At 34.6% G+C, this 12,870-nt stretch carries 13 protein-coding genes; 9 read left to right on the top strand and 4 right to left on the bottom strand.

The genetic code is table 11. The annotated features are described in order from the left end of the window. Positions 1-70 precede the first annotated feature (70 nt). From FLACOL7796_RS07250 to FLACOL7796_RS07270, 5 genes are all read left to right on the top strand, one after another. On the top strand, positions 71-388 hold the full coding sequence (locus tag FLACOL7796_RS07250; RefSeq protein ID WP_173970143.1) for a winged helix-turn-helix transcriptional regulator: 318 nt from the start codon (positions 71-73) through the stop codon (positions 386-388). A gap of 61 nt (positions 389-449) precedes the next feature. Then, positions 450-845 (top strand): hypothetical protein, encoded by a 396-nt coding sequence (locus tag FLACOL7796_RS07255; RefSeq protein WP_173970144.1) that lies wholly within the window; start codon positions 450-452, stop codon positions 843-845. A gap of 18 nt (positions 846-863) precedes the next feature. After that, entirely contained in the window at positions 864-1,454 is a 591-nt protein-coding gene (locus FLACOL7796_RS07260) for a hypothetical protein (RefSeq protein WP_173970145.1), read from the top strand. A gap of 120 nt (positions 1,455-1,574) precedes the next feature. Then, positions 1,575-2,054 carry a TlpA family protein disulfide reductase gene (locus tag FLACOL7796_RS07265; RefSeq protein ID WP_173970146.1) on the top strand — a complete coding sequence of 160 codons (480 nt, stop codon included), beginning with the start codon at positions 1,575-1,577 and terminating at the stop codon, positions 2,052-2,054. Between the two features lie 3 nt (positions 2,055-2,057). Beyond that, positions 2,058-2,672, top strand: coding sequence for a thioredoxin family protein (locus FLACOL7796_RS07270; RefSeq protein ID WP_173970147.1), 615 nt, complete (start codon positions 2,058-2,060; stop codon positions 2,670-2,672). A gap of 342 nt (positions 2,673-3,014) precedes the next feature. On the opposite strand, the gene FLACOL7796_RS07275 is transcribed toward FLACOL7796_RS07270, so the two are convergent. Genes FLACOL7796_RS07275 through FLACOL7796_RS07285 form a run of 3 tightly spaced genes read right to left on the bottom strand, consistent with a single transcriptional unit; the run spans position 3,015 to position 5,103 of the window. Next, the gene (locus FLACOL7796_RS07275; RefSeq protein ID WP_173970148.1) at positions 3,015-3,308 is read right to left on the bottom strand and encodes a DUF3861 domain-containing protein; all 294 of its coding nucleotides are present in this window, start codon (positions 3,306-3,308) and stop codon (positions 3,015-3,017) included. 17 nt (positions 3,309-3,325) lie between these two features. Then, positions 3,326-4,057, bottom strand: coding sequence for a LytR/AlgR family response regulator transcription factor (locus tag FLACOL7796_RS07280; RefSeq protein WP_173970149.1), 732 nt, complete (start codon positions 4,055-4,057; stop codon positions 3,326-3,328). Beyond that, positions 4,054-5,103: a sensor histidine kinase gene (locus FLACOL7796_RS07285; protein WP_173970150.1), complete on the bottom strand. Its 1,050-nt coding sequence runs from the start codon at positions 5,101-5,103 to the stop codon at positions 4,054-4,056. The genes FLACOL7796_RS07280 and FLACOL7796_RS07285 overlap by 4 nt, the downstream gene beginning before the upstream one ends. A gap of 264 nt (positions 5,104-5,367) precedes the next feature. Between FLACOL7796_RS07285 and FLACOL7796_RS07290 the strand changes: the two genes are divergently transcribed. From FLACOL7796_RS07290 to FLACOL7796_RS07305, 4 genes are all read left to right on the top strand, one after another. Continuing rightward, the gene (locus tag FLACOL7796_RS07290) at positions 5,368-6,528 is read left to right on the top strand and encodes an efflux RND transporter periplasmic adaptor subunit (RefSeq protein WP_173970151.1); all 1,161 of its coding nucleotides are present in this window, start codon (positions 5,368-5,370) and stop codon (positions 6,526-6,528) included. A gap of 6 nt (positions 6,529-6,534) precedes the next feature. Beyond that, the gene (locus tag FLACOL7796_RS07295) at positions 6,535-9,702 is read left to right on the top strand and encodes an efflux RND transporter permease subunit (protein ID WP_173970152.1); all 3,168 of its coding nucleotides are present in this window, start codon (positions 6,535-6,537) and stop codon (positions 9,700-9,702) included. Positions 9,703-9,721: 19 nt separating this feature from the next. Continuing rightward, positions 9,722-11,125: an efflux transporter outer membrane subunit gene (locus FLACOL7796_RS07300; protein WP_173970153.1), complete on the top strand. Its 1,404-nt coding sequence runs from the start codon at positions 9,722-9,724 to the stop codon at positions 11,123-11,125. Positions 11,126-11,352: 227 nt separating this feature from the next. Next, entirely contained in the window at positions 11,353-11,850 is a 498-nt protein-coding gene (locus FLACOL7796_RS07305) for a hypothetical protein (RefSeq protein WP_173970154.1), read from the top strand. Positions 11,851-11,909: 59 nt separating this feature from the next. On the opposite strand, the gene FLACOL7796_RS07310 is transcribed toward FLACOL7796_RS07305, so the two are convergent. Beyond that, complete coding sequence (locus FLACOL7796_RS07310; RefSeq protein ID WP_173970155.1) at positions 11,910-12,782, bottom strand: LysR family transcriptional regulator; 873 nt, start codon at positions 12,780-12,782, stop codon at positions 11,910-11,912. Between the last annotated feature and the right edge of the window lie 88 nt (positions 12,783-12,870).

Below are 12,870 nucleotides of genomic sequence, written 5' to 3' on the forward strand. Positions count from 1 at the left end.
GTTTTTAATTTTTATAATTTTACTGCAAAGTTCGATCATCTTTAATCATAAGTCAATTAGTCTAAAAAATATGACTACAGAAAATAAATCCGAAAAAGAAAATGAATGTCCTGCAGAAGGACTTCTGAAATTGCTGTCCGGCAAATGGAAACCGCAGATTTTTTTGCTGGCCGTTCAGGGACCTTTACGTTTCAACGGACTTTTAAGAGACATTAAAGGTGCTAATAAACAATCTATCGCCGTGGCACTTCGCGAACTCGAAGATTTTGGTATTTTAGATAAAAATGTCATCAAACTGAAACCGCTTCATATCGAATATAATTTATCTGAAAAAGGAAAATTCCTGATTCCGGTTTTTAAACAGTTGGAGTTTTTTTGTGAGGGGTAAAATAATTTATTTCAGTAATTTTCAATATCTATTAAAAGCACATTATTAAACAATAAAGAGTATGAAAAAACTATTTCTAATTTTGCTGTTATTAATACAAATCCCAACTGTTTTTGGGCAGAATCAAAGTGAAGATCCTACATCAAAAAAAATTATCGGAACCTGGTTTATGGATAAAAACCGAAACACAAGATGGGTATTTAGTCAGGACGGAAAAGTGTACAATTATGACAAGGATACTTTTAAAGTCATGTATCGATATACCATTTCGAATAGCTGTCAAAATAATTCAAGTGATAACGTTGAATTTATAACTTTAATGGACAAAGACGGAAATGAATATTGCTTTAGGATAAATGCAATAAACGAGAATAAAAATGGTGTTTTATCCCTTACTAAAATGGATAATATGGAATTGCTTGTTTTTGTGAACAACACAAATGTAATAGTTAGATAATCTTTAAAAATAATAATAATGCCAATTTATAAATTTGATGAAGTATTAAATGATTTAATGGATTATTTTATTTTAGGTGATCCCCATTATTTATTGCAATATAAAAAGCAGCACAATTTACCTGATGATTTGCTTACGGAATTTACGACCGAAGAAACTGGTGACAGGGCGGTAGAGCAAGGAGTAATAGTGCCAATGATTGGAATTGAAAATCATCCGTATACGATTTATTTCAATCTGTCAGAAAATGTTTCTGAGCTAATGAAACCAGAAAATCTACTTCAGCATAAGCGTGACGGATATTGCTTAAAAGTAAACAATGGCAGGATTTATCTTTATACGATTCCTTATTTAAGAGATTTTACCGAAGCTAAAGTTGAGGCTTTGAAAAAATTCAAGCAAGCTACAATTGAATTATCAAACGGATGGTATACGGTTACTGTTTTAGCAGGATTAACCAATCAGGTGACCGAAATTGAAACAGCTACAGGTGAAATTGAAAAGATTGAAAGTATGGAACCTACTTTTGAGTTTATATTGAAACCTTCTGCAGAAAAGCCTGAGTATACTGCTGATTTTAATTATCAGTTTAGAGTAGACGCAGAATAAGAATTTTATATCCTGACTTCTTCATTTCAAATTTATTAGCTATTAAACTTTTATTAACAAAAAGTAAAAGGTCATTAATTTATATTTGTAAGGCAAATTTAATTTTAAGCCCGTACGAGTATGAAAATCCCTGCTTTTAAATTTTTTATTTTGGTTTTATTCGCTTTTTCTTTGAGCGGTTACAGTCAAAATGTAAAGTTGTTGAATATCGATCAGTTGAACGAAAGAATTAAAAACGGAAAAGACAGTACGTATGTGGTGAACTTTTGGGCAACCTGGTGCGCACCTTGCATTAAAGAATTACCTCATTTTGAAAAACTGAACGCCGAATATAAATCCGAAAAACTGGCGGTGTTATTAGTAAGTGTTGATTTTAAATCAAAACTAAAATCAGCAGTAATTCCGTTTGTGAAAAGAAAAAACATGAAAAGCGAAGTGTTTTTACTGAATGAAAGCAGCCCACAGGAATATATTGACCGAATCGACAAAAGCTGGTCTGGCAGTATTCCGGCAACACTTTTTATTAAAGGAGATAAAAAAACATTTATCGAATCTGAATTTACCTATGAACAATTATTAACTGAATATAAAAAACTATAAATTATGCAAAAGTTCATTACTACATTCACAGTACTAGTATTTAGTATTTTATTTGCCCAGGCGCAAACGGCAACGCTTAAAGCAGGCGCAACGGCACCTGATTTTAAATTAAAAAATGTTGATGGCAAAGAGGTTTCTTTTGCGAGTTATCCAAAAGCAAAAGGTTTTATTGTGGTTTTTACATGCAATACTTGTCCGTATGCAGTGGCTTACGAAAAAAGAATAATTGAGTTGGATAAAAAATTCAAACCACAAGGATATCCTGTAATTGCGATAAACCCAAATGATCCGGAAGCTTCTAAAGCTGATGCTTATGATAAAATGCAACAGTTGGCTAAAGACAAAAAATATCCTTTTCCGTACTTATTCGATCAGGGACAAGTTGTTACAGATCAATACGGGGCAAAACATACGCCACACCTTTTTATCGTTTCTAAAACAACAAAAGGAAATATCGTAGAATATGTAGGAGCAATCGATAATGATCCGGAAGGAAATAAAACAGAAAAAATAAAATATGCCGAAGATGTAATTGCATCGTTGAAAAGCAATCAAAAACCTGCTATAACTGAAACTAAAGAAATTGGTTGTACAGTAAAAAGAAAAGCTAAAGCTTAATTTTAAAATAGTATAAAGCATAAAAAACGCCTCAGATATTGAGGCGTTTTTTTTATTCTGTAGTTTTTCGTGTGTTTTGTCATTTCGAAGAATGAGAAATCACACACGGAATTCCGTAAAGAGGATCGCCAATCTTTGTCGAGCTACTTATAGAGTTCCCTCGTTCCTCGGGATGACAAACTGGACGAAAACATTCTTATGAAAATGATTGCCCTAGCCCCGATAGCAGTGGAAATCCTTTTGTGGCGTTGTTCGCCACAAAAGATTGAAGCGAATAGCGGGATTAGCTCCTGAAAAATATTTTTATCATATAAATTGAAATAATAAGATTGCAATTCTGTTTTACAAACTTTTTAGTTTTTTCATGAAGATAGGAAACACTTCATTCAATTCTTCGAAAAGTGGATTTTTACGATTTTTTAGTTTTACTTCACTAAAGAGTTTCAGTCCAAGTGCAAATTGTGTGGCTTCGTTAGGATCTTCAAAAATATTTTTGTCTTTTATTTTTTCAATAATATTAAATATTTCGTCGTGATTGTCGAATTGTATTCCGAGTTCTTTGGCGGGTTCAGTATCGCCGTTTGCATACTCTTTTAGGCTTAAAGTCAGGTAGTATTTGTTTGATCTTTTTTGCATGGTATCTTATATTATAATTATTTCAACCATTTTTCTACAATGGTTTTAAACGTTTCTTTATACTGTTCGCCAACAGTTATTTCGGTTTTATTAATGAATATCGAATTTTTACTAATGGCATTTATCTTTTCTAATGAAACGATAAAAGAACGATTGATTCGCATAAACTTAGATGTTGGCAATTTTTCTTCTAATGCTTTAAGAGAGATTAAAGACATTACTGATTTCTGAGCATCTTCAAGATGAACTTTTACATAATCTTTTAAACTTTCGATGTATAAAATGTCTTTTAATGAAATTCTAACCCATTGATATTCTACTTTCAGGAAAATAAATTCATCATCAGCTGTCACAGAATGGTATTGATTGGATGCTTCTTCTGATAGTTGTAAGACCTTGTTCGCAGCTCTTAAAAACTCTTCATAACTAAAAGGTTTTAAAAGATAATCTACAGCATTAACCCTGTAACCCTCGATAGCATAATGATTATAAGCGGTTGTAAAAACAATTTTAGGCAATGGTCCCGGTTGTTCCTGCAAAAGTCTGGCCAGCTCCATACCCGTTAAATTAGGCATATTGATATCCAGAAAAACAATATCAGGTTGTTGTTCGCGTATCAAACTCATTGCTTCAACCGCATTATCACAGCTGCAGGTTAATTCTAAAAAAGGAGTTTGTTCTATAAAGGTTTCCACAAGTCTTAATGCCAGTGGTTCATCATCTACTGCTATACATTTTAATACCATCATTGCTCTAAAGTTATTTGCAGGTTTACTTTGTATTTACCGTTTTGATCAACACCACATGTCATAATATGATTGTTAGGATAAATTAAGTGTAGTCTGCGTTTTGTATTCGTTAATCCAATCCCGCCATGATCTGTTGTTGATGTTTTTTCGAAGAAAGTATTCTCAACTTCAAATTCAAGATTGTTTTCTTTTTGTCTTAGTTTAATATGTATTTCGCTTTTATCTGTGGCATGTACGCCGTGTTTAAAAGCATTTTCTACTAAAGGTAATAACAACATAGGAACAATTGGATAATCGTGTATTTTTTCCGGAATATCGGTTGTTATGGTTAGCTTACTATTGGCACGAAGTTTCATTAAAGCTATAAAATCTCTCATGAAGTCAGCTTCTTTTAATAAAGTAGTTCTTTCGCCCTCAGTACTATAAAGTAAATATCGCATCATACGGCTTAGGGTATGAAGTGCGCCACGAGAATCTTCGATATTGGTATAAGTTAGCGAATAAATGCTGTTAAGGGAATTAAAGAAAAAATGCGGATTAATTTGCGCTTTTAGCATCGCCAGTTCGGCCATTGTTTTATCCTGCTCCAGTTTTTGTTTGTGTTGTGCGGCTTTTTGCCAATGATGCAACATCGCCCAACTGGTGCTAATTCCTAAAACCAATAGTGTTATTGTAAAAACATAATTATCAAAATAGTCGTTACGGTATTTTTTAAAACCTAAAATGGCCGCCAGTTTATTGTGCAAATCTGTATTGTAATTATAAACATAAGCGATAAGCTGCATGGCAAAAATGATAAAAAGAGCCCATAATAAAAAAGGACTTATTTTATCTCTGATAATGGTTCTTGGTACAATGATTTGGGCATTAGAATAAAAAATAACAATCATAAAAAATAATACCACAGATTGCCACAACCAGAAAATGGAAGGCAGAACAATATTCCAGGTTAAGGGTATATAAAACAAGAGCGTAAACCCTAGTAATAACCAAGCTAGAATGTGTAATCCGGTGAATATGTATGGTTTAAAAAAATTTGGTGACATTATAAATAGTGATTTTATGACAATATTACATTATATTTATAAAAGATTTAATACCAATCGTCCAAAATAGAATCAGAACCCGTAAAAACCATTTTAGAGCCGACGAGTCTCTTTGAAAGGGTTTATTTATGGCATATTAGCTTCTATCGGTTCTTATCTGATATCTATCGATTGTGTGTAGGTCTTCGTCTATTGTAAGATTTTTGCACGTAATATTTTAGTTCTTTTGTTTCGATATAAATTGATAATTACACATTTTTCACAATGAATAAGCAATCCTTTTTAAGCATTCTCGCAACAGCTGTTATTATCGCATCGTGTGGTAATAAAAATGATAAATCGGCTCAGGCCGGAGGTGCACCTCAAGTCAAAGAGTATAAAACGCTGGTCTTAGAGACAAAATCAGCTACATTAAATACAGACTTTCCTGCCAGTATTCAGGGACAGCAAAATATAGAAATCCGACCGAGAGTTGAGGGCTATATTGATAAGATTTATGTGGATGAAGGTGCTGTTGTTAAAGCAGGACAACCTTTATTTAAAATTAATGCACCTGAATATGAGCAACAAGTTCGTACAGCAGCAGCAAGCATAAAAAGTGCTCAGGCAGATGTAAGTTCAGCAAAACTGGCTGTAAACAAAGTAAAACCACTTGTAGAAAAAGGAATTATTAGTAAATATGACCTTGAATCGGCTCAATATACATATGAGTCTGCTGTAGCATCATTAGCGCAGGCAAATGCTGCTTTAGTAAATGCCAAAACCAATTTGGGATACACTACAGTAACAAGTCCGGTAAATGGAGTGGTTGGTTCTATTCCGTTTCGTTTAGGAAGTTTGGTAAGTTCTAACACGACCGAACCTCTTACAACTGTTTCTAGCATAGGTAACGTTTTTGCTTATTTTGCAATGAACGAAAAAGCCTTGCTTAATTTTACTAAAAGTGCTTCTGGAGCTTCATTAGCAGAAAAAATCAAACAATTGCCGGCAGTTTCATTGATACTTTCAGATGGTTCAATTTATGAAGAAAAAGGACGTATTGAAACGGTAAACGGATTAATCAACACAGAAACCGGATCGGTAAATATCAGAGCTCGTTTCCCTAATCCAAAAGGAATCATCAGAAGCGGAAGCAGCACAACGGTAAGAATCCCGAATGAAGTTAAAGATGTGATTTTAATTCCTCAGAGCGCTACATTCGAACTTCAGGATAAAATATTTGCTGTAACAGTAGGTAAAGATGGAAAAACTAAAAATGTTGCCATCACTAAACTTGAAACTCCGGCTGGAAACTATTATGTAGTAACAGAAGGCTTAAAAGCAGGAGATCAAATTGTATTAGAAGGAGTGGCTTCGTTGAAAGACGGAAGCGAAATTAAAGCTCATAATGAAAGTGCAGAAACAGTATATGCCGACTTAAAATAAGAAAAAATGTTTAAAATATTCATACAAAGACCTGTACTTTCGACAGTAATATCTGTTATTATTGTCATCTTAGGTATTTTAGGCCTCGTTGAGCTGCCTATTTCTCAATATCCTGATATTGCGCCGCCAACAGTAAACGTTTCGGCAAGTTATACCGGTGCGAATGCTGATGTGGTTTTAAAAAGTATCGTAATTCCGCTTGAAGAGCAAATTAATGGTGTAGAAAACATGACATACATGACTTCTACAGCAACCAATGATGGTAATGCATCGATAAAAATCTTCTTTAAAGTAGGAACAAATCCTGATTTAGCAGCGGTAAACGTTCAGAACAGGGTTTCGAGAGCTACCAGTTTATTACCTGTAGAGGTAACTCAGGCTGGGGTAACAGTAACAAAGAGTCAGAGTAGTAACTTATTGATTTTCTCTTTGTACAGTGATGGAAATGCTTATAGTCAGACTTTCCTTCAAAATTATGCTAAAATCAACCTTGTTCCTCAAATTCAGCGTGTAGTTGGGGTAGGAGATGTAACTGTTTTTGGTGCCAATGATTACTCGATGAGAATTTGGCTGAGACCGGATATCATGCAACAATACAAACTGATTCCGAGTGATATTTCGGCTGCTTTGGCAGAACAAAATATCGAAGCTGCACCAGGTAAATTTGGTGAAAACGGAAATCAGGCTTTTCAATATGTAATTAAATACAAAGGGCGTTTAACAAGCGCTCAGGAATTTGGTGATATCGTAATTAAATCTGTTGGAAACGGACAAATGTTACGCTTAAAAGATGTTGCCAAAGTAGAGTTAGGATCATTAAGTTATGCTTCTACAACCAAAACAAATGGTATTGAGTCGACAGCTATGGCAATTAGCCAGACGCCGGGATCTAATGCCCGTGATGTAATTATCAATTCGAAAAAGCTGATTGAAGAAGCGGCAAAGACTTTTCCAAAAGGAGTAAAATATACCATTCTTGTTGATGTCAATGAAAATTTGGATGCTTCTATCGAAAAAGTAATTCATACTTTAATAGAAGCTTTTATATTGGTTTTTATCGTAGTATTTATTTTCCTTCAGGATTTTAGATCTACTTTAATTCCGGCTATTGCAGTTCCGGTAGCGATTGTAGGAACGTTTTTCTTCCTGAATTTATTTGGGTTTACGATTAACTTATTAACGCTTTTTGCAATGGTCTTGGCCATTGGTATTGTGGTCGATGATGCCATTGTCGTCGTCGAGGCCGTGCATGCCAAACTTGATCATGGTTATAAATCGTCTAAAAAAGCGACGATTGATGCCATGGATGAAATTTCAGGAGCGATTATTTCGATTACTCTTGTTATGGCGGCTGTATTTATTCCGGTTACATTTATTACAGGATCAACTGGGGTTTTCTACAAGCAATTTGGTATTACATTAGCCGTTGCAATTATCCTTTCGGCAATTAATGCCTTGACTTTAAGTCCTGCATTGTGTGCACTGCTTTTAAAACCACATGCTGACGATCATAAACATAAAACGTATTTACAAAGATTTTACACGGCGTTTAACGTTGCGTTTGATAATGTAACAGGAAAGTACAAAAGATCAGTTCAGTTTCTTTCTGTAAAAAAATGGATTGTATTAGCATCGATTGTGATTGCAGGAGCAGCGTTATTTTATATGATGAAAACTACTCCTTCAGCTTTCGTTCCTTCGGAAGATCAGGGTACTGTTTTCGCCAACATTAGTTTACCGCCATCAGCTTCTATGGAGCGTTCTGATGTAATTGCCAAAAAAGTAGATAGTATTGCCAGAACGATTCCGGGTGTTAAAAACACATTACGTATCGTTGGTCAGAACTTTACTGCCGGAGCAGGTAGTGCGTACAGTATGGTTATTGTAAAGCTTGAGACATGGGAAAAACGTGATTTAAGTGTAAATGATGTAATTGGTCAGCTTTTTGCAAAAACAAGCGGCATTCGTGAAGCAAATATCTTCTTTATATCTCCGCCAACGATACAAGGTTTTGGACAAAGTGGTGGATTCGAATTCCAATTGCAGGATAAAGGAGGGCATACAACAGCAGAATTCTTTAAAGTAAATAATGACTTTTTAGCCAAATTATCGCAGCGTCCTGAAATACAATATGCAACAACTCCTTTTAATCCTGGGTTCCCTCAATATATGATGGATGTAAATCTGGCAAAAGCGAAAGATGCAGGTGTTTCTATCAATACGATTTTGTCAACAATGCAAGGTTATTATGGAGGATTATACGCTTCGAATTTCAATAAATTCGGTAAACAATACCGTGTTATGATTCAGGCTTCTCCGGAATTTCGTACCAATACAGAAGGATTAAATAAAATCTTTGTTAGAAACAGTTCAGGAACAATGGCACCAATTACAGAGTTTGTAAAGATGACCAGAGTTTTCGGGCCGGAATCGATTTCAAGATTTAACCTTTTCTCTTCTATTGCGATTACGGGAGCCCCAAATCCTGGATTTAGTTCAGGAGATGCGATTAAAGCTATTCAGGAAGTTGCAGCGCAGGAATTGCCGGCAGGTTACGGATACGAATTCTCAGGATTAACACGTGAGGAGTTGGCATCAGGTAGTGAAACGATTTTCATCTTTATATTATGTTTGGTATTCGTTTATTTCTTATTAAGTGCACAATATGAAAGTTATATATTGCCGTTTGCGGTATTATTATCAATTCCGTTTGGATTGGCAGGAGCTTATTTGTTCTCGATTATTTTCAAATTAAACAGTAACATTTACCTGCAAATTTCCTTAATCATGTTGATTGGATTACTAGCCAAGAATGGTATTTTGATTGTAGAATTTGCCTTAGACAGAAGGCGTAAAGGAATGCCAATTGTACAAGCTGCAATTGACGGAGCCGTAGCGCGTTTAAGACCAATTTTAATGACCTCTTTTGCCTTTATCTTAGGACTTGTTCCTTTAATGTTTGCTTCAGGAGCAGGAGCTGTAGGAAACAAGTCGATTGGTACAGGAGCAGTAGGAGGAATGTTAATTGGTACCATTTTAGGAGTATTTGTTATTCCGGTATTGTTTATTATTTTCCAGACATTACAGGAAAAAGTGAGTGGCCCGGCAAAAGATGGTTACGATGATGAAGATGATGACGAAGAGGTACAACAAATCGAAGCTCATAAAGAGTAATAATTTTAATTAAGAAAAAATGACTCATAGTTCAAATAAATATATTCTTATGGTAGTTGCAGTCACTCTTTTTAGTGCCTGCGTTACCAAAAAATACGAACGTCCCAAAACATTATCGACAGATAATTTATACAGAGATCAGACTTCTACTGATTCGACTACGATCGCTAATATGCCTTGGCAAACTGTTTTTAAAGATCAAAAACTAAATGCTTTAATTCAAAAAGGATTAGACCAGAATCTGAACTTAAAAAATGCGATTGAAAACATCGTTCAGTCACGTGCCACTTTACGTCAGACTAAATTAGGATATTATCCAACTTTAGATTTTGATGCTAATGCAACGCGTAATAAGCAGTCTAAGGCGGCATTGAATTTTCCTCCGGGAATTAACATCAATACGTTAACGACAACTTATAAAATGGGTTTTAGTACGTCTTGGGAAGCTGATATCTGGGGAAAACTAAGCAGTTCTAAAAGAGCAGCTTTAGCAACTTACCTTTCTACAGATGCCGCAAAACAAGCAGTGCAAACACAATTGATTTCTGATATTGCTAATAATTATTTCTTATTGCTGGCTTATGATAAGCAATTAGAAATTACAAAAGCGACCTTAGAAAGCCGTATCAAAAACGTAGAAGTAATAAAAGCGTTAAAAGAAGGAGCAATTGTTACGGGTGCATCTGTTGTGCAAAGTGAAGCCAATCAACATGCAGCCGAAGTTTTGATTCCGGATTTAAAAAGAAGCATTCGTGAGACTGAAAATGCACTTAATATTTTATTAGGACAAGCGTCAGGACCAATCGAAAGAGGTGTTTTAGGTGATCAGGTAATTCCTGAAAAAATTGCCATTGGTTTACCGGCTCAGTTGCTAGAAAATCGCCCTGATGTTCGTCAGGCTGAATTTAATTTCAGAACTGCTTTTGAGACTACGAATTTAGCAAGAACTTATTTTTATCCAAGTTTAACGCTTACAGCAAGTGGAGGTTTGTCTACATTACAATTGAAGAATTTCTTTGATCAGTCTATCTTTTATTCTATAATTGGAGGATTAACTCAGCCAATTTTCAATCAGGGACTTAACAGAGAAAGATTAACAAATGCACAATCAAGACAAGTTCAGGCTTTTAATACTTTCCAGCAAAGTCTTTTGGTAGCAGGTCAGGAAGTTTCGAACGCTCTTTATGCTTATGAAATGGCTGTAGCCAAAGAAGATTCAAGAGAAAAACAAATTGAAGCATTAGAGAAAGCGGTTGATTTTACACAACAACTTTTAGAATATAGTTCTGCCACTAATTATACAGATGTATTAACCTCAGAACAAAACCTTTTAGCAGCTCAACTGAGTGGTGTAAACGACAATTTACAGAAATTACAAGCTGTAGTTGACTTATACCGTGCTTTAGGCGGCGGATGGAAATAGATTTATCCAATAAATCATTTTTGCGATGATCGCCACAAATTAAAAACATGACTAAATGAAAAACGTCTCAAAATTTTGAGGCGTTTTTTTTGTTCCATCACTTTTGTCGGTTGTGAGGTACTATTCGTCGATTGGTTTGGTGTTTTTGTATACTGGAGAGGGTAAAAGCAAATAAATGGCACTACTTTAGCTTAGTATTAAATACATTAATACTAAATACCACGAAAATGAAAAAAATAGTAATTGCACTAATGCTCCTGATGAGTGTTTTTGCCCACGCCCAAGTTTCGGTCAATGTAAATATTGGTACACCTCCAAGTTGGGGTCCGCAAGGTTATGACGATAGTAGATATTACTATTTACCGGATATCGATACCTATTATGATGTTACCCAAAAACAGTTTATTTATGACAATAACGGAAGATGGGTAAGACAAAGCAGATTGCCTTCAAGCTACAGACAATACGATCTTTACGGAGGATATAAAGTAGTTTTAAATGATTACAGAGGAGATGCTCCTTATACGTATCATAAAAAACACAGAGCAGAATATCCAAAAGGATATCACGGAAAACCTCAGAAAAACAGAGGCAATAAACCGGATAAGGCTTACAAACAAAATAACAAGTACAAAGAAAAAAACGGAAATTCCGGAAACGATCACCCAGGTAAATCTAAAGGAAATTCAAAAGGTAAGGATCACGGACATGATAATCACCACTAAATAAACATGAATAAATAGAAAACGCCTCAGTAATTGAGGCGTTTTTTTTATGCTAAAAATTAAACCAGCGACTTCAAAATATCTAAAAATACCTTTACCGCTTTTTTTTCATACACTTCTTTTAGTGAAATAATCATAGCCGTTCGTGTCATGTTTTTTCCTTCTATCGGGATGCACGAAATTCCTTTTTCGTTTTTAATAGTGGTTTGGGTTAGAATTGTGTACCAATTGCCGCTTTTTACCAGTTCTAAAAGTGTGGGAATATCATTGATTTCGATAGCAACTTTTGGATGCAGATTATTTTTATGAAACGCTTCGCTAATGAATAAAGTCGTACTATATCCTTTTGCAGGAAGAGCAAGAGGCAGTTTGCTAATTTCTTTTAAGGATATCGATTTTTTGTTTTTTAAATTAGATTCCGTTGCAGTAACCAGTGTCATGGGCGAAGTAAAAAGAATCTGATATTTAAAATGATTTTCGGTAATGATTTCTTCGAAAGTAAGAATGACATCCAATTCAAAATGATTGAGTTTTTCGATCAGTTCTTTAGAAGTTCCAAAAACAATTTCAAATTCGATTTCAGGATACTGATCCGCGAATTCAATCACCGTTTGGGTTAAAATATCGCGTAAAGCATAAGTAACGCCAATGGCAATTTTTCCTGTATTAATATTGTTTAAGTCTTTTAATAATTGAAAACCTTCATTGGCTTTGCTAATACTTTGCAAGGCAAAACCAGAGAATAATTCTCCTGCTTCGGTTAAAGTAATTCTCTTGCCAATTCGATTAAATAACGGAATTTGCAATTCATCCTCAAGCTGTTTAATTTGTTGCGATAAAGTACTCTGGCTAATGTTTAACGCATTTGCAGCTTCTGTAAAGTTGAGTAATTCTTTTGCTTTAAGAAAATATCGTAGTTGTCTGAGTTCCATTTTTTAAATCGGTTTTATCGATTGATGACATCGAAAAATAAGGTTTTACAAATATAGAAATTCTTTAGACCTTTGTAGAAAATAATGA

The organism is Flavobacterium bizetiae (genome assembly GCF_902804475.1).
GTDB classification, from domain to species: Bacteria; Bacteroidota; Bacteroidia; order Flavobacteriales; family Flavobacteriaceae; genus Flavobacterium; species Flavobacterium bizetiae.

Excerpts from the sequence above, each read along its gene's own strand:
- FLACOL7796_RS07250 (WP_173970143.1), top strand. The coding sequence starts at position 71 with ATGACTACAGAAAATAAATCCGAAAAAGAAAATGAATGTCCTGCAGAA.
- FLACOL7796_RS07255 (WP_173970144.1), top strand. The coding sequence starts at position 450 with ATGAAAAAACTATTTCTAATTTTGCTGTTATTAATACAAATCCCAACT.
- FLACOL7796_RS07260 (WP_173970145.1), top strand. The coding sequence starts at position 864 with ATGCCAATTTATAAATTTGATGAAGTATTAAATGATTTAATGGATTAT.
- FLACOL7796_RS07265 (WP_173970146.1), top strand. The coding sequence starts at position 1,575 with ATGAAAATCCCTGCTTTTAAATTTTTTATTTTGGTTTTATTCGCTTTT.
- FLACOL7796_RS07270 (WP_173970147.1), top strand. The coding sequence starts at position 2,058 with ATGCAAAAGTTCATTACTACATTCACAGTACTAGTATTTAGTATTTTA.
- FLACOL7796_RS07275 (WP_173970148.1), bottom strand. The coding sequence starts at position 3,308 with ATGCAAAAAAGATCAAACAAATACTACCTGACTTTAAGCCTAAAAGAG.
- FLACOL7796_RS07280 (WP_173970149.1), bottom strand. The coding sequence starts at position 4,057 with ATGATGGTATTAAAATGTATAGCAGTAGATGATGAACCACTGGCATTA.
- FLACOL7796_RS07285 (WP_173970150.1), bottom strand. The coding sequence starts at position 5,103 with ATGTCACCAAATTTTTTTAAACCATACATATTCACCGGATTACACATT.
- FLACOL7796_RS07290 (WP_173970151.1), top strand. The coding sequence starts at position 5,368 with ATGAATAAGCAATCCTTTTTAAGCATTCTCGCAACAGCTGTTATTATC.
- FLACOL7796_RS07295 (WP_173970152.1), top strand. The coding sequence starts at position 6,535 with ATGTTTAAAATATTCATACAAAGACCTGTACTTTCGACAGTAATATCT.
- FLACOL7796_RS07300 (WP_173970153.1), top strand. The coding sequence starts at position 9,722 with ATGACTCATAGTTCAAATAAATATATTCTTATGGTAGTTGCAGTCACT.
- FLACOL7796_RS07305 (WP_173970154.1), top strand. The coding sequence starts at position 11,353 with ATGAAAAAAATAGTAATTGCACTAATGCTCCTGATGAGTGTTTTTGCC.
- FLACOL7796_RS07310 (WP_173970155.1), bottom strand. The coding sequence starts at position 12,782 with ATGGAACTCAGACAACTACGATATTTTCTTAAAGCAAAAGAATTACTC.